Source organism: Georgenia yuyongxinii (assembly GCF_006352065.1).
In the GTDB taxonomy this organism is placed as follows: Bacteria; Actinomycetota; Actinomycetes; order Actinomycetales; family Actinomycetaceae; genus Georgenia; species Georgenia yuyongxinii.
On record NZ_CP040915.1, the window covers coordinates 1,636,533 to 1,661,428 of the forward strand.

General features: G+C 71.5%; 17 protein-coding genes and 1 tRNA gene. 11 read left to right on the forward strand and 7 right to left on the reverse strand.

What is annotated here, in order from left to right; translation table 11 throughout:
- Positions 1–95: 95 nt before the first annotated feature.
- The 4 genes from trpC (at position 96) to lgt (ending at position 4,395) form a co-directional block, all read left to right on the forward strand.
- Complete coding sequence (gene trpC, locus FE374_RS07475; protein ID WP_139927928.1) at positions 96–911, forward strand: indole-3-glycerol phosphate synthase TrpC; 816 nt, start codon at positions 96–98, stop codon at positions 909–911.
- Entirely contained in the window at positions 908–2,254 is a 1,347-nt protein-coding gene (gene trpB / locus FE374_RS07480) for a tryptophan synthase subunit beta (RefSeq protein ID WP_139927929.1), read from the forward strand. The genes trpC and trpB overlap by 4 nt, the downstream gene beginning before the upstream one ends.
- A gap of 2 nt (positions 2,255–2,256) precedes the next feature.
- Positions 2,257–3,090: a tryptophan synthase subunit alpha gene (gene trpA, locus FE374_RS07485; protein ID WP_139927930.1), complete on the forward strand. Its 834-nt coding sequence runs from the start codon at positions 2,257–2,259 to the stop codon at positions 3,088–3,090.
- Between the two features lie 216 nt (positions 3,091–3,306).
- Positions 3,307–4,395, forward strand: coding sequence for a prolipoprotein diacylglyceryl transferase (lgt, locus tag FE374_RS07490; protein WP_223173664.1), 1,089 nt, complete (start codon positions 3,307–3,309; stop codon positions 4,393–4,395).
- Between the two features lie 83 nt (positions 4,396–4,478).
- Here lgt and FE374_RS07495 read toward each other — a convergent pair whose 3' ends face one another.
- Positions 4,479–6,113, reverse strand: coding sequence for a DUF222 domain-containing protein (locus FE374_RS07495; RefSeq protein ID WP_139927931.1), 1,635 nt, complete (start codon positions 6,111–6,113; stop codon positions 4,479–4,481).
- Between the two features lie 281 nt (positions 6,114–6,394).
- Here FE374_RS07495 and gltB point away from each other — a divergent pair, with 281 nt between their 5' ends.
- From gltB to FE374_RS07525, 6 genes are all read left to right on the forward strand, one after another.
- Positions 6,395–10,996 carry a glutamate synthase large subunit gene (gene gltB, locus FE374_RS07500; RefSeq protein ID WP_139927932.1) on the forward strand — a complete coding sequence of 1,534 codons (4,602 nt, stop codon included), beginning with the start codon at positions 6,395–6,397 and terminating at the stop codon, positions 10,994–10,996.
- Positions 10,989–12,473 (forward strand): glutamate synthase subunit beta, encoded by a 1,485-nt coding sequence (locus tag FE374_RS07505; RefSeq protein WP_139927933.1) that lies wholly within the window; start codon positions 10,989–10,991, stop codon positions 12,471–12,473. Before gltB ends, FE374_RS07505 begins: the two co-directional genes overlap by 8 nt.
- Positions 12,474–12,607: 134 nt before the next feature.
- Positions 12,608–14,032 (forward strand): pyruvate kinase, encoded by a 1,425-nt coding sequence (gene pyk, locus FE374_RS07510; protein ID WP_139927934.1) that lies wholly within the window; start codon positions 12,608–12,610, stop codon positions 14,030–14,032.
- A gap of 108 nt (positions 14,033–14,140) precedes the next feature.
- Positions 14,141–14,225 (forward strand) — tRNA-Leu (locus FE374_RS07515).
- A 165-nt stretch (positions 14,226–14,390) separates the two neighbouring features.
- Positions 14,391–15,005: an ANTAR domain-containing response regulator gene (locus tag FE374_RS07520; protein ID WP_456319098.1), complete on the forward strand. Its 615-nt coding sequence runs from the start codon at positions 14,391–14,393 to the stop codon at positions 15,003–15,005.
- 223 nt (positions 15,006–15,228) lie between these two features.
- Positions 15,229–16,503, forward strand: coding sequence for an ABC transporter substrate-binding protein (locus tag FE374_RS07525; RefSeq protein ID WP_139927935.1), 1,275 nt, complete (start codon positions 15,229–15,231; stop codon positions 16,501–16,503).
- A gap of 116 nt (positions 16,504–16,619) precedes the next feature.
- On the opposite strand, the gene FE374_RS07530 is transcribed toward FE374_RS07525, so the two are convergent.
- From FE374_RS07530 to FE374_RS19135, 6 genes are all read right to left on the reverse strand, one after another.
- Positions 16,620–17,438, reverse strand: a complete 819-nt coding sequence (locus FE374_RS07530; protein ID WP_139927936.1) for an ABC transporter ATP-binding protein — start codon at positions 17,436–17,438, stop codon at positions 16,620–16,622.
- Positions 17,439–17,448: 10 nt separating this feature from the next.
- Positions 17,449–18,330 carry an ABC transporter ATP-binding protein gene (locus tag FE374_RS07535; protein WP_139927937.1) on the reverse strand — a complete coding sequence of 294 codons (882 nt, stop codon included), beginning with the start codon at positions 18,328–18,330 and terminating at the stop codon, positions 17,449–17,451.
- Positions 18,320–19,306 (reverse strand): branched-chain amino acid ABC transporter permease, encoded by a 987-nt coding sequence (locus FE374_RS07540; protein ID WP_139927938.1) that lies wholly within the window; start codon positions 19,304–19,306, stop codon positions 18,320–18,322. Before FE374_RS07540 ends, FE374_RS07535 begins: the two co-directional genes overlap by 11 nt.
- A 17-nt stretch (positions 19,307–19,323) precedes the next feature.
- On the reverse strand, positions 19,324–20,784 hold the full coding sequence (locus FE374_RS07545; protein WP_139927939.1) for a branched-chain amino acid ABC transporter permease: 1,461 nt from the start codon (positions 20,782–20,784) through the stop codon (positions 19,324–19,326).
- A gap of 103 nt (positions 20,785–20,887) precedes the next feature.
- Positions 20,888–21,331 carry a PaaI family thioesterase gene (locus FE374_RS07550; RefSeq protein ID WP_139927940.1) on the reverse strand — a complete coding sequence of 148 codons (444 nt, stop codon included), beginning with the start codon at positions 21,329–21,331 and terminating at the stop codon, positions 20,888–20,890.
- Between the two features lie 86 nt (positions 21,332–21,417).
- Entirely contained in the window at positions 21,418–21,927 is a 510-nt protein-coding gene (locus tag FE374_RS19135; protein ID WP_230978506.1) for a VOC family protein, read from the reverse strand.
- A 211-nt stretch (positions 21,928–22,138) separates the two neighbouring features.
- Between FE374_RS19135 and polA the strand changes: the two genes are divergently transcribed.
- Complete coding sequence (gene polA / locus FE374_RS07560) at positions 22,139–24,832, forward strand: DNA polymerase I (RefSeq protein WP_168205511.1); 2,694 nt, start codon at positions 22,139–22,141, stop codon at positions 24,830–24,832.
- Positions 24,833–24,896 lie beyond the last annotated feature (64 nt).

Below are 24,896 nucleotides of genomic sequence, written 5' to 3' on the forward strand. Positions count from 1 at the left end.
GCACAGCCCGGCGCCAGCCGTCCTTTGGACATGGTCCAGGCGTGTCGGTGGGGCCGCCTACCATGGGCCGCAGGACAACGAGGGGAGAGCGCGCCGTGACCGTGCTGGAAGAGATCGTCGCCGGGGTTCGGGAGGACCTCGCCGAGCGGGAGGCGCACCGACCGTTGGACGTCCTCAAGGAGATGGCCACCCGTCGGGACGGCGCGAAGAACGCGGTCGCCGCCCTTCGTGGCGAGCACGGCGAGGTGACCATCGTCTCCGAGGTCAAGCGGTCGAGCCCCTCCAAGGGCGCACTGGCGGATATCGCCGACCCGGCCGGCCTCGCCGCGGAGTACGAGGCGGGCGGCGCCAGCGTCATCTCCTGCCTCACCGAGCGCCGCCGCTTCGGTGGGTCGCTGGAGGACCTCGCGGCAGTCCGCGCCGCCGTCGACATCCCGGTGCTGCGCAAGGACTTCGTCGTCACCCCTTACCAAGTCTGGGAGGCGCGCGCCTACGGCGCCGACCTCGTCCTCCTCATCGTCGCCGCGCTCGAGCAGGAGGTGCTCACCTCGCTCGTCGAGCGGGTGCACTCCCTCGGCATGACCGCGCTCGTCGAGGCGCACGACCGTGAGGAGGCCCGCCGCGCCGTCGACGCCGGCGCACGGGTGGTCGGCATCAACGCGCGCAACCTCCACACCCTGACCGTGGACCGCAGCGTCTTCGCCCAGGTGGTCGACGTGGTCCCGTCGGGGCTGCTCAAGGTGGCCGAGTCCGGTGTGCGCGGCCCGCATGACGTCCTGGACTACGCCCGCGCCGGCGCGGACGCCGTTCTCGTGGGGGAGGCCCTGGTCACCCAGGGCAACCCGCGCCAGGCCGTGGCTGACATGGTCGCTGCCGGCTCGCACCCGTCCATCCGGGCGGGACGTAAGTGAGCACCACCGACGCCGCGGGCGCCCCGCCCGAGCGGCTCGACGCGGCGACCGGCCCGTACTTCGGGGAGTTCGGCGGGAGGTTCGTGGCCGAGGCGCTGGTCGCCGCGCTCGATGACCTCACCCAGGCGTGGGAGGAGCTGCGGGTCGACCCGGGCTTCCTCGCCGAGATGGACCACCTCAACCGGACTTACACGGGCCGGCCCAGCATCATCACCGAGGTGCCCCGCTTCGCCGCACATGCGGGTGACGCGCGCATCATCCTCAAGCGCGAGGACCTCAACCACACCGGGTCGCACAAGATCAACAACGTCCTCGGCCAGGCCCTGCTCACCCGCAAGGTCGGCAAGAAGCGCGTGATCGCCGAGACCGGGGCCGGCCAGCACGGTGTGGCGACCGCCACCGCCGCGGCACTCCTCGGCCTGGACTGCACGGTGTACATGGGCGAGGAGGACATGCGCCGCCAGGCGCTCAACGTCGCCCGGATGCGTCTGCTGGGCGCGGAGGTCATCGGTGTCTCCACCGGGTCGCGCACCCTCAAGGACGCCATCAACGAGGCGTTCCGGGACTGGGTCACGAACGTGGAGAGCACCAACTACATCTTCGGCACCGCCGCCGGCCCGCACCCGTTCCCGGCCATGGTGCGCGACCTGCAGAAGATCATCGGCGAGGAGGCCCGTCAGCAGGTCCTCGACCTGACCGGGGCGCTGCCCGACGTCGTGTGCGCCTGCGTGGGTGGCGGCTCCAACGCCATCGGGATCTTCAACGCCTTCCTCGACGACGACGGGGTGCGCCTGGTCGGCCTCGAGGCCGCCGGGGACGGCGTCGAGACCGGCCGGCACGCCTCCTCCATCACCGGCGGGACCCCGGGCGTGCTGCACGGCGCCCGCACCTACCTGCTGCAGGACGAGGACGGGCAGACGGTCGAGTCCCACTCGATCTCCGCCGGGCTGGACTACCCCGGCGTCGGCCCCGAGCACTCCTGGCTCGCCAGCATCCACCGGGCGGAGTACCAGCCGGTCACCGACAGCGAGGCCATGGAGGCGTTCCGGCTGCTGTGCCGCACCGAGGGCATCATCCCGGCGATCGAGAGCGCCCACGCCCTGGCCGGTGCGGTCCGCCTCGGGTTGGAGGCCCAGGCGGCGGGCGAGCCTGCGCCCACCATCCTCGTCAACCTGTCCGGGCGCGGGGACAAGGACGTCGAGACCGCGGCCGCGTGGTTCAAGCTGCTTGACGAGGACGAGCACGACGGCGACGTCCCGGTCGCCGCAGGGCCCGAGGACGAGGCCAAGACCGGCGCGGTGGACGCGGCGGGGTACGAGGCGACCGGCAGCGTGGAGAAGTGAGCATGACGACGACCGACTCGACCACGGCCGCCACCTCCCGGACTGCCGCCGCCATCGACGCCGCGAAGGCCCGCGGTGGTGCCGCACTCATCGGCTACCTCCCGGTCGGCTTTCCCGACCTCGACACGTCCGTCCGGGCCGCGCGCGAGCTCGTCGCCGCCGGTGCCGACGTCATCGAGCTCGGCCTGCCGTACTCCGACCCCGGCATGGACGGCGAGACCATCCAGCGCGCCACCCAGGCCGCGCTCGAGGGCGGCACCCGGACCGCGGACGTGATGCACGCCGTCGAGCGCGTCGCGGCGACCGGTGCCGCGGTGCTCGTCATGACGTACTACAACCCCGTGTACCGCTATGGCGTGGACCGGTTCGCCCGCGACCTCGCCGACGCCGGCGGTGCCGGGCTCATCACCCCGGACCTGATCCCGGACGAGGCCGGCGAGTGGATCGCGGCCTCGGACGCGCACGGGCTCGACCGCGTCTTCCTCGTGGCGCCGAGCTCCACCGACGTCCGGCTGCGGATGACCGCCGGTGTATGCCGCGGATTCGTGTACGCGGCGTCCACCATGGGCGTGACCGGTGCCCGCACGGCCGTGGACAGCCACGCCCGCGGGCTCGTCGCCCGTACGCGCGAGGCCGGCGGCGAGCCGCGGGTCTGCGTGGGGCTCGGCGTCTCGACACGGGAGCAGGCCGCGGAGATCGCCGAGTACGCCGACGGCGTGATCGTCGGCTCCGCGCTCGTGCGCACGCTCATGCGTCCCGACGGCGACTCCGATGCCGCGATCAAGGACCTCACCGCCCTGGGGGCGGAGCTGGCCGCCGGCGCTCACGGCAGCTGACCTCCCCGCGTCGCCGACTCTGCCGACTCGCCCTCCGGTGATGCCGAAAGCGTCGCTGGTGTCGGCCGCGCCGGGGGCGTCGCTCGTTTCAGCCGCGCCGTCGGCTTCGCTCGGTTGCTCACGGGTCGGCGTCGGTAGCTCAGGCCGCAGTCTCGACCATCGCCCGGAGGTGAGCGCCCGCCCGGGGGCACGGTCGCGACCGGCTACTCTGCACCCGTGATCCTCGCGTCGATCCCCAGCCCACCGCAGGGGGAGTGGCACCTCGGCCCCGTCCCACTGCGGGCCTATGCCATCGCCATCCTCATCGGCGGCATCGTCGCCTGGTGGATCCTCGACCGGCGCTACACCGCGAAGGGCGGCCCGAAAGACACGGCGATCGACGTGGTCTTCTGGATGGTGCCGTTCGGCATCATCGGGGCCCGGCTGTACCACGTCATCACTACGCCTGACCCGTACTTCGGCCCTGACGGGGACCCATGGGCCGCATTCGCGATCTGGAATGGCGGCCTGGGCATCTGGGGTGCCGTCGCCCTGGGGGCCGTCGGGGCGTGGATCGGTATGCGTCGCAGAGGGCTGCGCTTGGCCCCATTCGCCGACGCACTCGCCCCGGGCCTGCTCGTCGCCCAGGCCATCGGCCGGCTCGGCAACTACTTCAACCAGGAACTCTATGGCGCGCCCACCACGCTGCCGTGGGGCCTGGAGATCGACGACGCCCACCTCGTGCCCGGCTACGTCTCCGGCACCTTGTTCCACCCCACCTTCCTTTACGAGCTCATCTGGAACCTCGCGATGGTGGCGGTGCTCCTGTGGGCCGAGCGGCGCTTCAGGCTCAGTCATGGGCGGGTGTTCTGGCTCTACGTCATGCTTTACACGGTCGGACGGGTGTGGATCGAGTACCTGCGGATCGACACCGCCGAGATTGTTCTAGGGCTCCGGCTGAATGTGTGGACGTCGATTCTGATCTTCCTCGTGGCGCTGGCGTTCTTCGTTGTGATCGGGCGGCGCACGCGGGGTCAGGAGGAGAGCCTGTGGCTACCGGGTCGGGAGCCGGCCGCTGCCGAGGAGGGCGGGACGGCAGTCGACGATGCCGACCGTGCAGCGGAGACACCCACGGCCACGGTGGGCGAGGCCGGGCCGGGATCGATGACGGTGAGCGAGGCCGGGTCGGACACGGCCGCGGCGTACACGGGAGAACCGGCCATGCCCGGCCTGCGAACGCCGGAGCCTACCTCCGCGACTTCCCCTGAGGAGGGCACCGAGAGCGGTTCGGAGACGGGCACAGCCAGCCCGTCCGGGCGGGCTTGAGCAAAACCCTCGTGCGGTGAGCCGTCTCTCATCGCGGTCGACCCCCCTTACGGTGGAGCTTTTCGCACGTCCGTCGGTCGCGCTCAGAACGGCGGCGGGTCGTCCGCGCCTGCCTCAGCCGGGGTGCCGCTCGCACGTGGACGCGGCGGTGGCATCGGGTCCGGTGGTGGCGGTTTCGCGGTGACCGGCGCGCCCCGTGAGGTGGAATCCGGTGGATCCGGTGGTGTGGTGCCGGGTGGTTTGTCAGCTCGGCGTCGGTACTGGTGGCCGGTCGGGGCGGTCCAGATGGAGTCGCCAGTCTCGGGATCTCGTTCGACGTGCCGGGCCTTGATGGTCTTGGCGCCGTGGTGGGATCGGCAGCGGGCGTAGAGGGTGTCGAGCCGGGTCTGTTGCACGGTGGCGGCCTTGGTGGCGTCGTACTCGGGGGTGTGGTCGAGGTCGCAGCGGTATGCAGGCATTCGGCACCCCATGAACGTGCAGGTCACGTCCCGGGCGATGACAGTACGGGCCAGGACGATACCGGGCCGGTAGACCTTGGTGCCCACGGCGGTGACCTCGCCGGTGGTGGCGTCGGTGAACAGGGCTTGCCAGGTGGCGTCGGTAGCGATCTCGCGGGCAAGGTCGGCGGAGATGGGACCGTACCCGGCGAGCAGGCCGGGCTGGTCGTCCAGGCCCAGGAGGCTGCCGGCGCCGATGGTGACCTGCAGGTGGGGGCGGCGGCGAGCGAACATAGGAAGCTCGGCCCCGTCGAGGTCCAGTCCACGGTCGAGCAAGGTGCGGAAGAGGTCGCGGAAGGCGTCGGCGCGGCGCTGATCCGCGGTGCGACGATCCCCGGAAGCCTTCGCGGCCGTGCCGAGGGCGTCGACGTACGTGCGCACGGCCTCGGCGTCGTCGCACCGCAGCAGGGCCGAGACCCAGGACATGCCGTCGTAGGCCGGCTCGATGGTCACGGTGCGGTCGGCGAAGGACTTCGCATGGCGTTTGGCCACCGCGTCGGGATCGACCAGGAGGGCGGCGTGGCGGAGCTTGTCGCGCAGCTGGGGCCCGGTCAGGGTGGCCGCGTCGGGTAGCAGGGTGTCGTGGATACGGCGCAGCTCGGCGTCGGGCAGGCCCGGGGTTGTGTGGAGCAGCACCTTGGCCTTGTTCACGTCGACCTTCCCGGTGGCCAGGGCGTCGGCGACCCTGGGGAAGTTCTCCAGCTCGACGGCCAGACTCACCTTGGCTTCCGCGCCGTAGCGGGTGGTGCCCAGGCGTGCCTGCAGCTCGAACGCGGCCATGTGCAGCGGGGTCGGCCCCGGGCTGGCCGCCGGCCGTCGGGCGACCAGCTCGGCGACGAGCCGGGCCTGGGTCGCCGCGCCCCAGGCCATCAGCCGTTCGTGGGCGGCGATCGCTTCGACCAGGGTCTGATCGTCGACGTCCGCGCCGTCAAGGCTTCCCGGGACGGCGACCATGCCCGCCCCAGGGGTCAGGCTTTCGAGGCGGATCGCGGCCAGCGTGGTCAGCTGGAAGTCGCTGAGCTGCGGGTCGAGCTCTGCCTGCCGCCACCCCACCGACCTCGTGGTGCCCGGGGCGGTGCGCCGCGGCGGGAGGTAGCCCTCCGGCCCGGCGTAGGACATGTCCGCGCGATAGTCGGGCACCGCCGCCACCCCGAGCAGCATCCGCGCCAGTGGCGCCGACACGCCTGCGGCGCCGTCCCAGTCCAGCTCTTCATCGAACATATGTGCACGCTATCGACGGCCACTGACATCCGATGCTTGGTTATCCATGGCTGTGGACTCGCGCCTCGACACCTTGACACCCCGGCGCTGACGTTCTTGTCTGGGGCCTGCAACCTGCGCATCAGGGTGTGAGCGTCAAGAATGTGGACACGCTGCGTCACGTGCGCGTCACCTGCGAGTAATATCGCGCCACCATCGGGTCGACGGCGCCCCAAACCGGCATCAACATGCTTGACGATGCGGTGGGCCGCAACGGGTCTTCCGCGGTGAGGAGATCGCGCATGGACTTCGACGAGGCGACCGCCGGCCCGTTCCCCGCCCGGCAGCGGCGGGGTCTGTACGACTCCGCGCACGAGCACGACGCGTGCGGCGTCGCCTTTGTTGCCACGCTCCGCGGCCGGGCCGGGCGTGACATCGTCGAAGCGGGCCTGACGGCGCTGCACAACCTCGACCACCGCGGCGCCGTGGGCGCGGAGGAGAACACCGGCGACGGCGCCGGCATCCTCACGCAGGTCCCCGACAGGTTCCTCCGTGCCGTCACCGGCTTCGGCCTGCCTGCCGCGGGCTCGTACGCCGTCGGCACTGCGTTCCTCCCCGGTTCGGATGCGGGGGAGGCTGCGATCGCCGAGGCCGTCGTGCGCATCCAGAGCGTCGCCGCCGAGGAGGGCTTGGACGTCCTCGGCTGGCGAGACGTGCCGGTGGACGCCTCGATGATCGGTCCCAGCGCGCTTGCGACCATGCCCACCTTCCGCCAGCTGTTCTTGGCCGGTGCGGCCGGTGCGGCCGGTGCGGCCGGTGCGGCCGCCGACGCCGCCACCGGGCTCGACCTGGACCGGCGTAGCTTCCGGGTGCGCAAGCGCGTCGAGCGCGAGCTGGGCCTGTACTTCGCCTCGCTCTCGGCCCGGACACTCGTGTACAAGGGGATGCTCACCACGGCGCAGCTGCGGCCGTTCTTCCCCGACCTGTCCGACGAGCGGTTCACCTCGGAGCTGGCGCTGGTCCACTCGCGGTTCTCCACCAACACGTTCCCGTCGTGGCCGCTGGCGCAGCCCTTCCGGCTGGTGGCCCACAACGGCGAGATCAACACCGTGCGCGGCAACCGGAACTGGATGGCGGCCCGTGAGGGCGTGCTCACCTCCGCCGTCCTCGGCGACCTCTCGCCGCTGCTGCCCGTGTGCACCCCGGGCGGCTCGGACTCGGCCACCTTCGACGAGGTGCTCGAGCTGCTGCACCTCGGCGGCCGGTCGCTGCCCCACGCCGTCCTCATGATGATCCCCGAGGCGTGGCAGAACCACGCCTCCATGGACCCGGCGCTGCGGGCCTTCTACGAGTACCACTCCACCCTCATGGAGCCGTGGGACGGTCCCGCCGCCATGACCTTCACGGACGGCACCCTCATCGGCGCCGTCATGGACCGCAACGGGCTGCGGCCGGGCCGGTACTGGGTCACCGACGACGGCCTGGTGGTCCTGGCCTCCGAGTCCGGCGTGCTGGACCTTGCCCCGGAGAAGGTCGTCCGCAAGGGCCGCCTCGAGCCGGGCCGGATGTTCCTGGTCGACACCGGCTCCGGTCGCATCGTCGAGGACGAGGAGATCAAGCGGTCCCTCGCGCACAAGCGGCCCTACCAGCAGTGGCTCGACGAGGGGCTCATCCACCTCGAGGAGCTGCCCGACCGGGACCACGTGGACCACTCCCGGCTGTCCGTCATCCGCCGTCAGCAGACCTTCGGCTACACCGAGGAGGAGCTGCGCCTGATCCTGGCGCCGATGGCCGCCGGCGCCGAGGCGATCGGCTCGATGGGCACCGACACCCCGGTCGCGCCCCTGTCCTCCCGGCCCAGGCTGCTGTTCGACTACTTCGCCCAGCTGTTCGCCCAGGTGACCAACCCGCCGCTGGACGCCATCCGCGAGGAGCTGGTCACCGCGCTGGGCGGGGCGATCGGTCCGGAGCCCAACATCCTCGTCGACGGCCCGGAGCACGCCCGCAAGCTGGTCGTCCCGTTCCCCACGATCGACAACGACCAGCTCGCCAAGATCAAGAACATCGGCCGGACCCCGCGGAAGGGGCACGACTTCACCGCCGTCACCATCTCCGGGCTCTACCCGGTCGCCGGGGGCGGGGCGGCCCTGCAGGCCCGCCTGCAGGAGATCTTTGCCGAGGTCGACGCCGCGATCGAGCAGGGCCGCAACGTCATCGTGCTCTCCGACCGGGAGTCGACGGCGGCCCTCGCCCCGATCCCGTCGCTGCTCCTGACCTCCGCGGTGCATCACCACACCCTGCGCCGCCGCACCCGCACGAAGATCTCGCTGATCGTCGAGGCGGGCGACGTCCGCGAGGTCCACCACGTGGCCCTGCTCATCGGCTACGGCGCCGCGTGCGTGAACCCGTACCTGGCGATGGAGAGCGTCGAGCACCTGGTGCGCTCCGGCGTCGTGGACGTGGACGCCCAGCAGGCGGTGACCAACCTGATCAAGGCCCTGGGCAAGGGTGTGCTCAAGGTGATGTCCAAGATGGGCATCTCCACCGTGGCCTCCTACCGCGGCGCCCAGGTCTTCGAGGCGATCGGCCTGTCCGAGGACCTCGTCTCGGAGTACTTCACCGGCACGCCGACGCCGCTGGGCGGCGTGGGACTGGACGTCATCGCCGCCGAGGTCGCCGCCCGGCACGCCACCGCCCACCCGCACTCCGGCATCTCCCCGGCACACCGCACCCTGCGCATGGGCGGGGAGTACCAGTGGCGCCGGGAGGGCGAGGCCCACCTGTTCGACCCCGAGACGATCTTCCGGCTCCAGCACTCCACCAGCGCTCGCCGGTACGACGTCTTCCGCCGCTACACCGCGGGCGTGAACGACCAGTCGCAGCGGCTGATGACCCTGCGCGGGCTGCTCCGGCTCAAGGAGGCGGCCACCCCTGTCCCCCTCGAGGAGGTCGAGCCGGTCAGCGCGATCGTCAAGCGGTTCTCTACCGGCGCCATGAGCTACGGCTCCATCTCCGCGGAGGCGCACGAGACCCTCGCGATCGCCATGAACATGCTCGGCGGGAAGTCGAACACCGGCGAGGGCGGGGAGGACACCGACCGCCTGCACGATCCCCGCCGTCGTTCGGCCATCAAGCAGGTCGCCTCCGGCCGATTCGGCGTGACCGCGGACTACCTCACCAACGCCGACGACATCCAGATCAAGATCGCGCAGGGCGCCAAGCCGGGGGAGGGCGGCCAGCTCCCCGCCCACAAGGTCTACCCGTGGGTGGCCGGCACCCGGCACTCCACCCCGGGCGTCGGACTCATCTCCCCGCCGCCCCACCACGACATCTACTCCATCGAGGACCTCGCCCAGCTCATCCACGACCTGAAGAACGCCAACCCCGCCGCCCGTATCCACACCAAGCTGGTCAGCGAGATCGGCGTGGGCACCGTGGCGGCCGGCGTCGCCAAGGCGCACTCCGACGTCGTCCTCATCTCCGGGCACGACGGCGGCACGGGCGCCGCGCCGTTGACCTCCCTCAAGCACGCGGGCGCCCCGTGGGAGATCGGCCTGGCCGAGACCCAGCAGACGCTGGTGCTCAACGATCTGCGCGACCGCGTGGTCGTCCAGGCCGACGGGCAGATGAAGACCGGCCGGGACGTCATCGTCGCCGCGCTGCTGGGCGCCGAGGAGTTCGGCTTCGCCACCGCCCCGCTGGTGGTCGAGGGCTGCGTCATGATGCGGGTGTGCCACCTGGACACCTGCCCGGTCGGTGTCGCCACCCAGAACCCCGAGCTGCGCCAGCGTTTCACCGGCCGGGCCGAGCACGTGGTGACCTTCTTCGAGTTCATCGCCCAGGAGGTCCGCGAGCTGCTCGCCGTGCTCGGGCTGCGGTCGGTCGACGACGCCGTCGGGCGGGTGGACCTGCTCGAGGCCGAGCAGGCCGTCGAGCACTGGAAGGCCTCCGGCCTCGACCTCGCCCCGCTGCTCCAGCCCGTCGAGCCCCGGCCCGGCTCCGCCCTGCGGCACGTCCGAGACCAGGACCACGGCCTGGAGAAGGCCCTGGACAACCAGCTCATCGCGGCCGCCGCCCCGGCCCTGGAGCGCCGGGAGAAGGTGGCGATCGAGGCGCAGGTCCGCAACGTCAACCGCACGGTCGGCACCATGCTGGGCCACGAGGTGACCAAGCGGTACGGCGGCGACGGCCTGCCCGACGGTACCGTCGACATCACCCTGCGCGGCTCCGCGGGCCAGTCGTTCGGCGCGGTGCTGCCCCACGGGATCACCCTGCGGCTGATCGGCGACGCCAACGACTACGTCGGCAAGTCCCTCTCTGGCGGACGCATCGTCGTCCGGCCGGACGAGCGGTCGATCTTCGCGGCCGAGGAGAACGTCGTCGCCGGGAACGTCATCGCCTACGGCGCCACCTCCGGGGAGATCTTCCTGAGGGGCCGGGCCGGTGAGCGGTTCGGCGTCCGCAACTCCGGCGCCACGCTCGTCGTCGAGGGCGTGGGCGACCACGCCGCCGAGTACATGACCGGCGGCACCCTGGTCATCCTCGGGCCCACCGGCCGCAACCTCGGGGCGGGCATGTCCGGCGGCACCACCTACGTGCTCGACCTGCGCACCGAGCAGGTCAACGCCCCGGCGCTGGCGGGCGGGGAGCTGATCCTGTCCCCGCTGGACGCCGAGGACCACGCGATCGTCGTCGACCTCCTGCGCCGGCACGTCGCGCTGACCGGCTCGACCGTCGCGGCCGGTCTGCTGGCCGACCTCGCCGGCCTCGACACCCGCTTCACCAAGGTGCTCCCGCGCCAGTACGCCGCCGTCTCCGCCGCGCTCGTCAAGGCGGCCGAGGACGGCCTCGACCCGAGCTCGCCGGACGTGTGGGCCAACATCATGGAGGCTTCCCGTGGCTGACCCCCAAGGTTTCCTGCAGTACCGCGAGCGGGAGCTCCCGCGCCGCCGACCGGTGCCCGTGCGCATCCTGGACAGCCAGGAGGTCTACGAGCGGCGCGCCGAGGACGCCCCCGCGCTCGTGCGCCAGGCCACCCGCTGCATGGACTGCGGCGTGCCGTTCTGCCACAACGGCTGCCCGCTGGGCAACCTCATCCCCGAGTGGAACGAGCTGACCCGGAAGGAGGACTGGGCCGGCGCCATCGAACGGCTGCACGCCACCAACAACTTCCCGGAGTGGACGGGGCGGCTGTGCCCCGCCCCGTGCGAGACGGCGTGCGTGCTGGGCATCAACCAGCCGCCGGTGACCATCAAGAACATCGAGCAGTCCATCGCCGACAACGCCTGGGAGCTCGGCCTGGTGCACCCGCAGGTCCCGGAGCGGCTGACCGGCTCGACGGTCGCCGTCGTCGGTTCCGGCCCGGCCGGGCTGGCCGCCGCCCAGCAGCTGACCCGCGCCGGCCACACGGTGGCCGTGTACGAGCGCGACGACCGGATCGGCGGCCTGCTCACCTACGGCATCCCGGACTTCAAGATGGACCGGGCGCAGGTGGACCGGCGCATCGCCCAGATGGAGGCCGAGGGCACCCGGTTCCGCGCGTCGGTGGACGTCGGAGGTCCGGGTGCCGGGGCGCTCAGCGGTGCGGACCTGCGCGAGCGTTACGACGCCGTCGTCCTCGCCGTCGGTTCCACGGTGCCGCGCGAGCTCGAGGCGCCAGGCCGTGACCTCGGCGGCATCCACTACGCCATGGACTACCTGGTCCAGGCCAACCGGGTCGTCATGGGGCAGGACGTGCCCGGTCAGATCCTCGCCACGGGCAAGGACGTGGTCATCATCGGTGGCGGCGACACCGGCTCGGACTGCCTGGGCACCGCGACCCGGCAGGGCGCGCGGTCGGTCACCCAGATCGACATCAACCCGATGCCCTCGCCGGAGCGGCCCGCCGACCAGCCGTGGCCGACCTACCCGAAGGTCTACCGGGTCTCCACCTCCCACGAGGAGAACGGTGAGCGGGTCTACGCCACCTCGACGGTGGAGTTTCTCAGCGACGGCTCGGTCGGCGGGGGGCAGGTCACGCACCTGCGCCTCGTCGACGTCGACCGCACGTCCGGGGTGGCCGTGCCGATCGAGGGCACGGAGCGGGTCGTCCCCGCCCAGCTCGTGCTCCTCGCGCTCGGCTTCACCGGCGTGCCGGCGGCCGGTCTGGTCGAGCAGCTGGGCGTTGCGCTCGACGCGCGTGGGCGCGTCCTGCGCGATGAGAGTTTCGCCACCTCGGTGCCGGGGGTCTTCGCCGCCGGCGACGCCGCGCGCGGCCAGTCGCTCATCGTCTGGGCGATCGCCGAGGGGCGCTCCGCGGCGTCTGCCGTCGACGCCTTTCTGCGCGGCGAGACCGAGCTTCCGGCGCCTTTGCTGCCGTCCACGGTGTCCGTCTCGGTCTGACACGCGCAGCGGCAGGGCAGTGCCCGACGGCGGCCCGGGGGCCCAGGCCTCCGGGCCCCCGGGCGGGCGGCAACAGGTGGCATCAGGGGGCTGCGACGGGCGGCGTGGGACCGCCAGGCCCTAGGCTGGGGCCCATGCGTAGAGCGAAGATCGTGTGCACCCTCGGCCCCGCCACAGAGTCCCCAGAGAAGGTCCAGGAGCTGGTCGACGCCGGCATGGACGTTGCCCGGATCAACCGGTCGCACGGCAAGGTCGAGGAGCACGAGGCGGTCTACCGCAACGTGCGTGCCGCCGCCCAGGCCTCGGGCCGCGCGGTCGCCGTCCTGGTCGACCTGCAGGGCCCGAAGATCCGCCTCGGCAACTTCGCCAACGGGAAGGAGGACCTCAAGGAGGGTGACACCTTCACCATCACCACCGAGGACGTCCCCGGCACCGCCGAGCTCGCCTCCACCACCTACAAGGGCCTCCCGGGCGACTGCCAGCCCGGTGACCGCATCCTCATCGACGACGGCAAGGTCGGGGTGCGCGTCCTCGAGGTCGACGGCACCCGCGTCGTCACCCGCGTCGAGGTGCCCGGCCCCGTGTCGAACCACAAGGGCCTGAACCTGCCCGGCGTCGCCGTCTCCGTCCCCGCACTGTCCGAGAAGGACAAGGAGGACCTGCGCTGGGCCCTCAAGATCGGCGCCGACATGATCGCCCTGTCCTTCGTCCGCTCCGCCGCGGACGTCGAGGACGTCCACGCGATCATGGACGAGGAGGGACGCCGCGTCCCGGTCATCGCGAAGGTCGAGAAGCCGCAGGCCGTGGAGAACCTCGTCGAGATCGTCGACGCGTTCGACGGCATCATGGTCGCCCGCGGCGACCTGGGCGTCGAGCTCCCGCTGGAGCAGGTCCCGCTCGTGCAGAAGCGCGCCATCGAGCTGGCCCGCCGCAACGCCAAGCCGGTCATCGTCGCCACGCAGATGCTCGAGTCCATGGTGACCAGCCCGCGGCCGACCCGCGCCGAGGCCTCCGACGTCGCCAACGCCATCCTCGATGGCGCCGACGCGGTCATGCTCTCCGGCGAGACCTCGGTGGGCCAGTTCCCGATCGAGACCGTGCGCACCATGGCCCGGATCGTGGAGAACACCGAGGAGAACGGCGGCGAGCGCATCGCCCCGCTCGGCTCCAGCCCGCACACCCGCGGCGGCGTCATCACCCGCGCCGCGGCCGAGATCGGCGAGATGCTCGAGACCAAGTATCTGGTCACGTTCACCCAGTCCGGCGACTCCGCCCGGCGCATGTCCCGCCTGCGCTCGCCCATCCCGCTGCTGGCCTTCACCCCCGACACCGACGTGCGCAACCGGCTCGCGCTCAGCTGGGGCGTGCAGACCTACACGGTGCCCGCGGTCAGCCACACCGACGACATGGTCAACCAGGTCGACCAGCTGCTGCAGACCACCGGTCTCGCGGAGGAGGGGGACCGGGTGGTCATCGTGGCCGGTATGCCCCCGGGCCAGGTCGGCTCGACCAACTCGATCCGCGTGCACAAGATCGGCGAGACCTACAGCAAGGCCTGACGCCGGGACTGCGACACACGCTGACGCGGCCGGCCGGGGGACTCCCGGCCGGCCGACGTGCGTCGGCGTGGACCGGCCGCCGGCCACGCTACTGTGGCCCCGCCCCACGCTCCTGTGGTGGAACTGGCAGACACACCGCACTCAAAATGCGGCGCCGAGAGGCATGCGGGTTCGAGTCCCGCCGGGAGCACCAGACGGCCGTCGCGGCCGTGTTGAACGCGTCACGTGGGCTTTTCGCGGGCTGCCCGTCGACGGAACGCGCTATAGGCTTACCGCCGTGACCACGAAGAAGCGCAGCGAGGCCCCCACCAGCGACGACACCGCGTCCCCCGCGGACGGCGGGGCGATCGAGCTCGAGCTGCCCGGCCCCGAGGCCGGCGCGGCGGAGGAGCCGGCGAAGCGGCGTCGCATCGTCGTGGCCGAGGACGAGACGCTCATCCGCCTCGACATCGTCGAGAGCCTCACCGAGGCCGGCTTCGACGTCGTCGGCGAGGCGGGCAACGGCGAGCAGGCCGTCGCGCTCGCCACGGAGCTCGAGCCCGACGTCGTCGTGATGGACGTGAAGATGCCGGTGATGGACGGCATCACCGCCGCCGAGCGCATCATCGGCGCCCGCACCTGCGCCGTCGTCATGCTCACCGCCTTCTCCCAGAGGGAGCTGATCGAGCGGGCCCGCGACGCCGGCGCCATGGCCTACGTGGTCAAGCCCTTCACCCCGGCCGACCTGGTGCCCGCCGTCGAGATCGCCATCTCGCGCCACCAGGAGATCACCTCCCTCGAGGCCGAGGTCGCGTCCCTGTCGGAGCAGTTCGAGACCCGCAAGCGCGTGGACCGCGCCAAGGGCCTCCTCATGACCAAGATGGGGCTGAGCGAGCCCGAGGCCTTCCGCTGGATCCAGAAGACCTCCATGGACCGGCGCCTCACCATGCGCGAGGTCGCCGACGCCGTCATCGAGCAGGTCGGTTCGAAGTAGCACACGACAGCACCTGACCGGCCCGGTCCCCGCTCGGGGACCGGGCCGTCGTCGTCCCGCCGCGGAGACGCCGTCAGGCGTGTGTGATACGGACCACAATCGTGATCTTCTTGTGACACACAAGCGGCCCATCACGAGGACACGGACACCCGTGGCCAATACGTTGGCGCGCACGGACGCACGCGGTCACCCGACCGTCCCGCCTCGTGACGAAGGAGAAGGCATGATTCGCAGGAAGACAGCGCTCCGATCGCTGGCACTCGCCGCGGCGGTGACACTGACCCTGGCCGCTTGCGGGTCGGCGAGCGACGACGACGGCGACGCCGCGAGCCCCGGCGCCGGGGAAGGGGCGGCGGGGGACGCGCTGCTCCTGGGCACCCTGCTCCCGCAGACCGGGTCGCTCTCCCAGCTCGGCCCGCCCGAGATCGCCGGCGTCGACCTCGCCGTGAAGGAGATCAACGCAGCCGGCGGCGTGCTCGGCGCGGACGTGGAGGTCTCCCACAAGGACTCCTCCGACGCCGACAACGCCCAGGTGGCGACCCAGTCCGTCACCGAGCTGCTCAGCGAGGGCGCCCACGCCATCATCGGCGCGGCCTCCTCGCAGGTGACCCTGAACGTCATCGACGACGTCGTGGGCTCGGAGACCCTGATGGTCTCCCCGGCGAACACCGCGGCGAAGCTCTCCGGGTACTCGGACTTCTTCTTCCGTACCGCCCCGCCGGACACGGTCCAGGGCGACGTGCTGGGCAACCTGATCCTCGCCGACGGCCATGCCAACCTCGGCGTCCTGGTCTTCAACGAGGACTACGGCACCGGCCTGCGCGACGTCGTCCAGGGCGTCGTGGAGGAGAACGGCGGCACTGTCACCTTCGGCACGGCCGGGGACGAGTTCGACCCCACCGAGCAGAACTTCAGCACGATCGTTGGCAACGCACTCGCCACCAGCCCGGACGCGATCGCGATCATCGCGTTCACCACGCAGACCCCGCTGATCGTGCAGGAGCTCGTCAACCAGGGCTTCGACATGTCGAAGACCTACTTCGTGGACGGCAACCTGCAGAACTTCGGCGCCGACTTCGACCCCGGCACCCTCGATGGCGCGCAGGGCACCCAGCCCGGCGTGTTCCCAAGCGATGAGTTCCAGGGGCGCCTGAAGGAGGTCGACCCCGACCTCCAGGACTTCAACTACGCGGCCGAGTCCTACGACGCGGCGATGCTCGTGGCGCTCGCCGCCGTGCGCGCGGAGAGCGTGACCCCCGCCGACGTCCAGGCCAGCATGGCGGCGGTCTCCGGTGCCGAGGGTGGCACCGAGTGCACCGGCTTCGAGGAGTGCGCCGCGCTCCTGGCGGACGGTGAGGAGATCATCTACCAGGCCGTCTCCGGCGTCGGGGCGTTCAACGGGGACAACGACCCCTCCGCCGCGAACATCGGGATCTACCTGTTCGACGGGGAGAACAACAACTCCTTCCAGCGGGTGGAGTTCGGCGAGATCAAGTAGCGACGACGGCGCGGCCCCCTCCCGCGCGACGCACCTTCGGCCCGGCGGAGCAACCCGCCGGGCCGTCGGCGTGCAGCGGAGGCAGCGCCCGAGCGATCAGCCCGAGATCTGCGCGATCAGCCTGAGATCTGCGCCGACCCGGCCCGCTCGGCGTCGGCCTTCTCGACGTCGGCCGCCAACGTGCCGAGGTAGAGCTGGATGACCTTGGGGTCGTCCATGAGCTCGCGGCCGGGGCCGCTGTGCGCGTTCGTGCCCTGGTCCAGCACGTAGGCGCGGTGGCAGATCTGCAGGCACCGGCGCGCGTTCTGCTCGACGATGACGATCGAGACGCCGGCCTTGTTGATCTTCCGCGTGCGGATGAACGTCTCGTCCTGCCGGACGGGGGAAAGGCCCGCCGAGGGCTCGTCGAGGAGGAGGACCTTCGGGTCCATCATCAGGGCGCGGCCCATGGCGACCATCTGCCGTTCACCGCCGGAGAGTGACCCCGCACGTTGCTTCCGGCGCTCGCTCAGCGTGGGGAAGATGTCGACGATCGCCTCGAACCGCTCCGCGAACCGCCGTGGGGCTTGGTACAGCCCCATCTGGAGGTTCTCCTCGATGGTCAGGGTGGGAAAGACGTTGTTGTTCTGAGGCACGAAGCCGATGCCGCGGCGCACGAGCGAGTCTGCGCGGTGGTTCTTGATGTCTTCCCCGGCGAGCGTGACCGTGCCGGAGCGAACCGTCACCAGCCCGAAGAGGGCCTTGAGCAGGGTCGACTTCCCCGCCCCGTTGGGCCCGATGATGCCGACGAGCTCGCCCGGGTGCAGGGCCAGGCTGCACCCGCGCAGGATGTCCACGCCGGGCAGGTAGCCGGCGACGACGTCCTCGGCGAGCAGCAGCGGCTCACCCACGGGGGCGCCCGCGTGCGGGCCGGTCGCAGTGACGGTGGTGCTCATCCGTGCCTCCTCAGTCCTCGAGCAGCGAGTCGTCGCCGAGGTCGGTGTCGTGGTGGGACCCGAGGTAGGCGTCGACGACCGCCTGCTCGTGCATCACGGTGTGGGCGGGGCCCTCCGCGACGATGCGGCCCTCGGCCATGACGACCACCCAGTCGGAGACGTGCCGGACCATGTGCATGTCGTGCTCGACGAAGAGGACCGTCATGCCCTCCTCCCGCAGCCGGGTGATGTGCCCGAGCAGGGACTGCGTCAGGGCCGGGTTCACGCCTGCCATGGGCTCGTCCAGCATGATCAGCTTCGGGTCGCTCATCAGCGCCCGGGCCATCTCCAGCAGCTTGCGCTGGCCGCCGGAGAGGCTGCCGGCGAAGTCGTCCTTCTTCGTGTCGAGCTTGAAGCGCTCGAGCAGCGTCATCGCCTTCTCGGTGATCGCCTTCTCGCGGGCGCGCCACAGCGTGGGCAGGAGGGCGACGGTGAACTTCTCACCCTGCTGCCCGGTGGCGCCCAGCCGCATGTTGTCCAGCACGGTCATCCGGTTGAGCGCCTTGGTCAGCTGGAAGGTGCGGACCATGCCGGCCCGGGCCGCCCGGGCCGCGCTGAGCTTCTCCGCGCGCTGTCCGTCGAAGCTCCACCGCCCCGTGTCGGCCTGGTCGAACCCGGTGAGCAGGTTGAACAGGGTGGTCTTGCCGGCCCCGTTCGGGCCGATGAGTGCGGTGATGGCGTTGCGGGCCACCTCGAGGTGCTCGACCTCGACGGCCTTGATCCCGCCGAAGCTCCGGGAGACGTCGTCGGCGACGAGGATGGGATCGGCCTTTACCGAGCCCGGGACCCGCTCCACGCTCGAGAAGTCCGGCGCCGGTGTCGCCGGCGCGGTCGGCTCGGTCTCAACGAACATTGATCGCCAGCTCCTTCTTGTCGCCGAGGATGCCTTGTGGTCGGAAGATGATCAGCAGCATGAGGGCGATCCCCACGAGGATCCAGCCGAAGGCCTCGATCTCCGCGACGGACATGACATCCTCGGGGACCACGGTGCGCATGATGCCCTTGATGAGCATCAGCGCTCCCCAGAAGAGCATCGACCCCAGGATCGGGCCGAACACGGTGGCCGCGCCCCCGAGCAGCAGGATGGTCCAGACCCAGAACGTGGTGGGTCTCCCCATCGAGTCGGGCTGCACCGCGCGGGGCAGCACGAACAGGACGCCGGCGAGCGCACCGAGCACACCGCCGATGACCAGGGACTGCATCTTGTAGGAGAAGACGTTCTTCCCCAGCGCCCGGACGGCGTCCTCGTCCTCGCGGATGCCCTTGAGCACCCGGCCCCACGGGCTCTTCATGAGCCGCCAGACCAGCAGGCAGGCGAGCAGCACCAGAGCCCACGCCACGATCCGCAGCCACCAGCTGTTGGAGGCGTTGAGCGCGTAGGTGAAGGGCCCGAGCGTGAACCGGCCGTCCGGGAACGGGGAGGCGCCGACGAACGTGTGCTTGAAGGAGTTGCCCAGCAGGCCGTTGGACGCACCGGTGACGTCCGACAGCGCGGTGGAGCGTCCGACGATGCGGACGATCTCCGCGGCGGCGATGGTGACGATGGCGAGATAGTCCCCGCGAAGCTTGAGCGTCGGGATGCCGAGGAGGACGGCGAAGACGACAGCGCTGGCCATGGCCGCCAGCACCGAGGCCCACAGGGGCCAGCCGGCGATGGTGGTGATGGCGAAGCCGTACGCGCCCAGGAGCATGAACCCCGCCTGGCCCATGTTGAGCAGGCCGGTGAGGCCGAAGTGCACGTTCAGCCCGATGGCGGCCAGCGCCAGCGCTGCGGTGGTCGGCGCGAAGAGCTCGCCGGCGACGTTGGTGAGCAGGTTTGCCCAGTCCATGTGGTCGATCCCTTCCGTTACCCGACCCGTTGCGAGCGGCCGAGGATGCCTTGCGGCCGGACCAGCAGCACGAGCACGAGGATGGCCATGGCGGCGGCGTAGCGCATGTCGCTGGGGATGAAGAGCGTGGACAGCTCGACGACGAGCCCGATCACGAGCGAGCCGACCAGGGCGCCGAACGCGGTGCCCAGGCCACCCAGGGTGACGGCCGCGAACATGAGCAGGAGCAGCGCCGTGCCCATGTTCCAGCGGGTCGCGCTGAAGTACAGGCCCAGCAGCACGCCACCCAGGGCGGCCAGCCCGGCGCCGGCCGTCCAGACCATGCGGACGATCCGGTCGACGTTGATCCCCGATGCGGCGGCGAGGGCGGGGTTGTCCGAGACCGCCCGGGTGGCGCGGCCGATCCGGGTGCTGGTGAGGGCGTAGCCGATGCCGCCGAGCACGACGATCGCGATGATGACCGAGACCAGCGACTGGATGGTCAGGCGCACCGGCCCGATCTCGATGATCTCCGGGTTGGAGGTGACGATGCGCAGCACCCCGCCGCCGGCGAAGAGGTTGAACGTGTACTGCAGGGCGAGGGAGAGCCCGATAGTCACGATGAGCTGCTGGACCAGACCCACCCCACGACGGCGCAGCGGCGCCCAGATCCCGCGGTCCTGCAGGTAGCCGGAGATCAGCCCGATGAGGACGGCGAGGGCCCCGGCGACGGCCAGCGGCATGCCGAGCGTCTGGGCGAAGAAGTACGCGAGCAGCGCCCCGAGCGTGACCTGCTCACCGTGGGCGAAGTTGCTCAGCCCGGTGGTTCCGTACAGCAGGGACAGGCCCACCGAGGCCAGCGCGAACAGCAGCCCGAAGATCAGCCCGCTCACGACGAGCTGGGCCACCCGGCCTGTCGTGGAGGCACCCGCCGCGGCGGCGGTCTCGGCGGAGACGGCCACGTCGCCGCCCCCCTCGGCGGTGCCCGGCTCGGCGACGCCGCCCTCACCGGCGTCGCCGCTCCCGGTCTCGGTGGGACCCGCCGACGAGGGAGTGGCACCGCCCCCGGTGGGGGCTCCGAGGGGGAACAGCGCCCCGGCGCTGCTGCCCAGCTCGGCGACGACCGTGCGCGGGTTGTTGGCGGGGTCGCGCAGCGTCTCCCCGGCCGGCAGGGTCGCGGGGTCGACCTCCACCGCGTACTCCCCGGCGGCGGTGACGGCGGCCGTCCACCGGCCGGTGGCGTCGGTGGTGGCCTCGACCGTGGCGCCCTCGCCGGTGACCCTCAGGACGACGCCGACGGCGGGTTCGCCGTCCGCGGTGCGGATCGTGCCGCCCAGGCAGCCGGTCGCGGCGTCCGGGACGCATGCCTCGGCCGTGGCAGCCGCCGCGTGCGGGGTCCACGGCGTCGGTGCGATCGCGAGAAGGGTGCCGGCGATCAGCACCAGGAGGAGCGCGAGCAATCCGGGTCGGGCATGGGTGGATGTGGCACCGGGTGTCACCGGCGGGCTCCGTCCTCTTCGACTATTCCGTCGCCCGGGCGGCCGGAAGCCGTCCGAGTGGTCGAGAGCCTAGAGGAGCGAACCCACAGAGTTGTAACCTTCGTCACACATGTTTGTCGTCGTGTCTGATTCGTGACCCACCACCGGTGTCGATGAGCATGCAGGTCAGGCGCGCCGTGCAGATGCGCTGGCCATCGTCGTCGAGCACCTGGATCTCGTAGCTGGCGATCCGGCCGCCCTCGTGCAGGGCCGAGGCGGTCCCGACGACGTGTCCAGCCCTCGCCCCGCGGTGATGGCTGGCGCTGACCTCGATCCCCACCGCCGCGCGCCCCGGGCCGGCGTGCACGGTGGCGGCGAGGGAGCCGAGGGTCTCGGCCAGGGCCGCCGACGCGCCGCCGTGCAGCAGGCCGGCGGGCGTGGTGTTGCCGGCCACGGGCATGCGTCCGACCACCCGCCCGGGCGCCGCCTCGAGGAGCTCGATGCCGAGACGTTCGGGAAGGGTGCCCGCGAAGGCGGCCTGAAGGCGTGGGAGGAGATCGTCCGTCATGTCGTCAGGGTGGCACGGCCGGGGGCCGGGCTGTGTCGGGGCGCAACGGTCGGGCCCCGGCAGCGCCGGGGCTCGGGTTAGCTCGGTCAGCCCTCGAGGCCCGCGTGACGCCGCTGCTCCTCGGGCGGCTCGAGCTCCTGGAAGAGCGTCACGGTCAGCCCGGCGGGGGAGTGGACGCGGGCGTTCAGCGACCGCCACGGCGTCTGCGTCGGTGGGGCGATGGGGGCCGCGCCGGCCGCGAGGAGCTCGGCGGTGCGGGCCGCGGTGTCGTCGACCTCGAGGGCGAGGCGGACGCGCGGGCCGTCCGGGGAGCCGGTCTCGAGCTCGTCCACCGCACGCCGGTGCGCGGTGTTGGCCAGCTCGAGCGTGGCCCGCCCGGCGTCCAGGATCACCACCCGTTCCCCGGCCGCTCCGTCGTAGGCGATCTCCTCGGCCATGCCGAGCACGTCCCGAAAGAAGGCCACGGCTGCGTCGTGGTCGTCGACCTCGACGACGAGCCGGAGCTGGCGGACGCGGCCCGCCGGCCGTGGCGCCGCAGGTGCGCCGGCCGCGCCTGGCGCGTCAGTCTCGTGGACAGGTCCAGGTTCGACGGGCACGGGTGCTCCTCGGAGACGGTGGTCAGTGCTGCTCCAGCGTGCCACCGGCGCGTCGCGGCGTCCTGGTCGTGCGGTGCCGTCGCGGGCCGCCCCCGGGGTCGAGAGCCACAATCCCTGCGGGCCGACGGCGGGCGGGCCTGTCGTCAAAGCCACCCTCCGGTGCAGCGAGGGCTGTGGGACGGTGTCGGTGGCGCGCCTTAGGGTGTCCTCCGTGACCGACAGCAACCCCGAGAGCCAGTCCCCCCGCCTCCTGCTCGTCGACGGCCACTCCATGGCCTTCCGAGCGTTCTACGCCCTGCCGGCGGAGAACTTCTCCACCAAGACCGGTCAGGTGACCAACGCCGTCTACGGGTTCCTGTCGATGCTCATCAAGCTGCTCGCCGAGGAGCAGCCCACCCACCTCGCGGTCGCGTTCGACGTCTCCGGCGGCACGTTCCGCACGGAGGAGTACGCGGAGTACAAGGGGACCCGCGAGGCCGCCCCGGCGCCGTTCCAGGGTCAGGTCCCGCTCATCCAGGAAGTCCTCCACGCGATGCACGTGCCGGTGCTGGAGAAGGCGAACTACGAGGCGGATGACATCCTCGCCACCCTCACCACCCGCGCCGCGGCCGCCGGCCAGGAGGTGCTCATCTGCTCCGGGGACCGGGACACCTTCCAGCTCGTCTCCGACCAGGTCACCGTGCTCTACCCGATCCGCGGCGTCACGAACCTCTCGCGGATGACACCCGAGGCCGTCGAGGAGAAGTACGGCGTGGGCCCCGCGCGGTACTCCGACCTCGCGGCGCTGGTGGGGGAGACCAGCGACAACCTCCCCGGGGTGCCGGGGGTGGGTCCCAAGACTGCCGCCAAGTGGGTGAACCAGTACGACGGCCTCGAGAACGTCATCGCCAACGCGGACCTCATCGGTGGCAAGGCCGGACAGAACCTGCGCGACAACCTCGACCAGGTGATCCGTAACCGGCGCCTGAACCGCCTGCTCACCGACCTCGAGCTGCCCGTGGGGGTGGACGACCTCGCCCGCCGTCCGCTGGACCGGGAGGCGGTCCACCAGGTCTTCGACTCCCTGGAGTTCGACGTGCTGCGGCAGCGGCTCTTCGAGTCGCTGCCCCAGGAGCAGACCAGTGAGCCCGCCGCGGGCCTCGACGTCGACGTCGTCCCGGTCACCAAGGTGGACGGCGGGTTGCCTGCCTGGCTCGACGCCCGCCGCGGCACCCTCCTCGGCCTTGACGTCACCGGCACCGCGGCGCAGGGCACCGGGGACGCGTGGGCGCTCGCGGTCGCCGACGGCGAGGGCACGGCGGTCACGATGGACCTCACGGCGCTGGATGAGACGGACGAGACCGCGCTGGCCTCGTGGCTCGCCGACCCGGCGTCCCCCAAGGCGTTGCACGAGGCGAAGAACGCCTGGCACGCCCTGGACGGGCGCGGCCTCACGCTCGATGGCGTCACGTTCGACACGGCGCTCGCCGCGTACCTGTGCTACCCGGACCAGCGCCGGTACGCCCTGCCCGACCTGAGCCTGCGTCACCTCAAGCGTGAGCTGCGCGAGGAGGATACGGACGACGGCCAGGGTGTGCTCGACCTGGAGGGCGAGAGCGCCGACAACCACGCCGGCGTACGGGCCAGCGCCGTGGTCGAGCTGGCCGGCGCGCTCGCCACCGAGCTGGCCGACCGGGGCGCCGACGCGCTCCTGGGCGAGCTGGAGCTTCCGGTCCAGCGGGTCCTGGCCCGCATGGAGAAGCACGGCATCGCCGCCGACGTGGCGAACCTCGAGGAGCTGCAGACCGGCTTCGACCAGGCCGTCGAGCGGGCCGCCGCCCTCGCGTTCGAGGCGATCGGCCGCGAGGTGAACCTCTCGAGCCCCAAGCAGCTCCAGGAGGTCCTCTTCGACGAGCTCGACATGCCGAAGACGAAGAAGACCAAGACCGGGTACACCACCGACGCCGACGCGCTGGCCGACCTCTACGCCAAGACCGAGCACCCGTTCCTCCAGCACCTGCTCGAGCACCGCGACCAGATCCGGCTGCGGCAGACGGCGGAGGGCCTGCTGCGGTCGGTCTCCCCGGACGGCCGGATCCACACCACCTTCCACCAGACCATCGCGGCCACGGGCCGGCTCAGCTCTACCGACCCCAACCTGCAGAACATCCCGGTGCGCACCGACGACGGCCTGCGCCTGCGGGAGGGCTTCATCGTGGGGGAGGGGTACGAGGCGCTGCTGACCGCCGACTATTCCCAGATCGAGATGCGCATCATGGCGCACCTGTCGGAGGACGCCGGGCTCATCGAGGCGTTCCGCTCGGGGGAGGACCTGCACTCCTTCGTCGGCTCCCGCGTGTTCGACGTGCCCACCGACCAGGTGACCCCCGCCCAGCGCAGCAAGATCAAGGCGATGAGCTACGGGCTGGCGTACGGGCTCAGCGCGTTCGGGCTCTCCCGGCAGCTCAAGATCGACGTCGCCGAGGCACGGGACCTCATGGAGGGTTACTTCGAGCGCTTCGGCGGTGTGCGGGACTACCTGCACGGCGTCGTCGGCGACGCCCGCAAGACTGGCTACACGCAGACGATCATGGGCCGGCGCCGCTACCTGCACGACCTCACCAGCGACAACCGGCAGCGCCGCGACATGGCCGAGCGCATGGCTCTTAACGCCCCGATCCAAGGCTCGGCCGCCGACCTCATCAAGGTCGCCATGGTCGACACCCAGCGGGCGCTGGACGAGCGCGGGCTTGGCTCACGGATTCTCCTGCAGGTCCACGACGAGCTGGTGCTCGAGGTCGCCCCGGGGGAGCGTGAGGAGGTCGAGGCCCTCGTCCGCGAGCAGATGGGCTCGGCGGCGCAGCTGTCGGTGCCGCTGGATGTCTCGGTCGGCACGGGCCGGTCCTGGCGCGACGCCGCCCACTGATCCCGGAGCGGCCCGGTCACCGAGCCGCCGTCGCTGAGCTGGTACGCGCGAGACGGCGGACGGC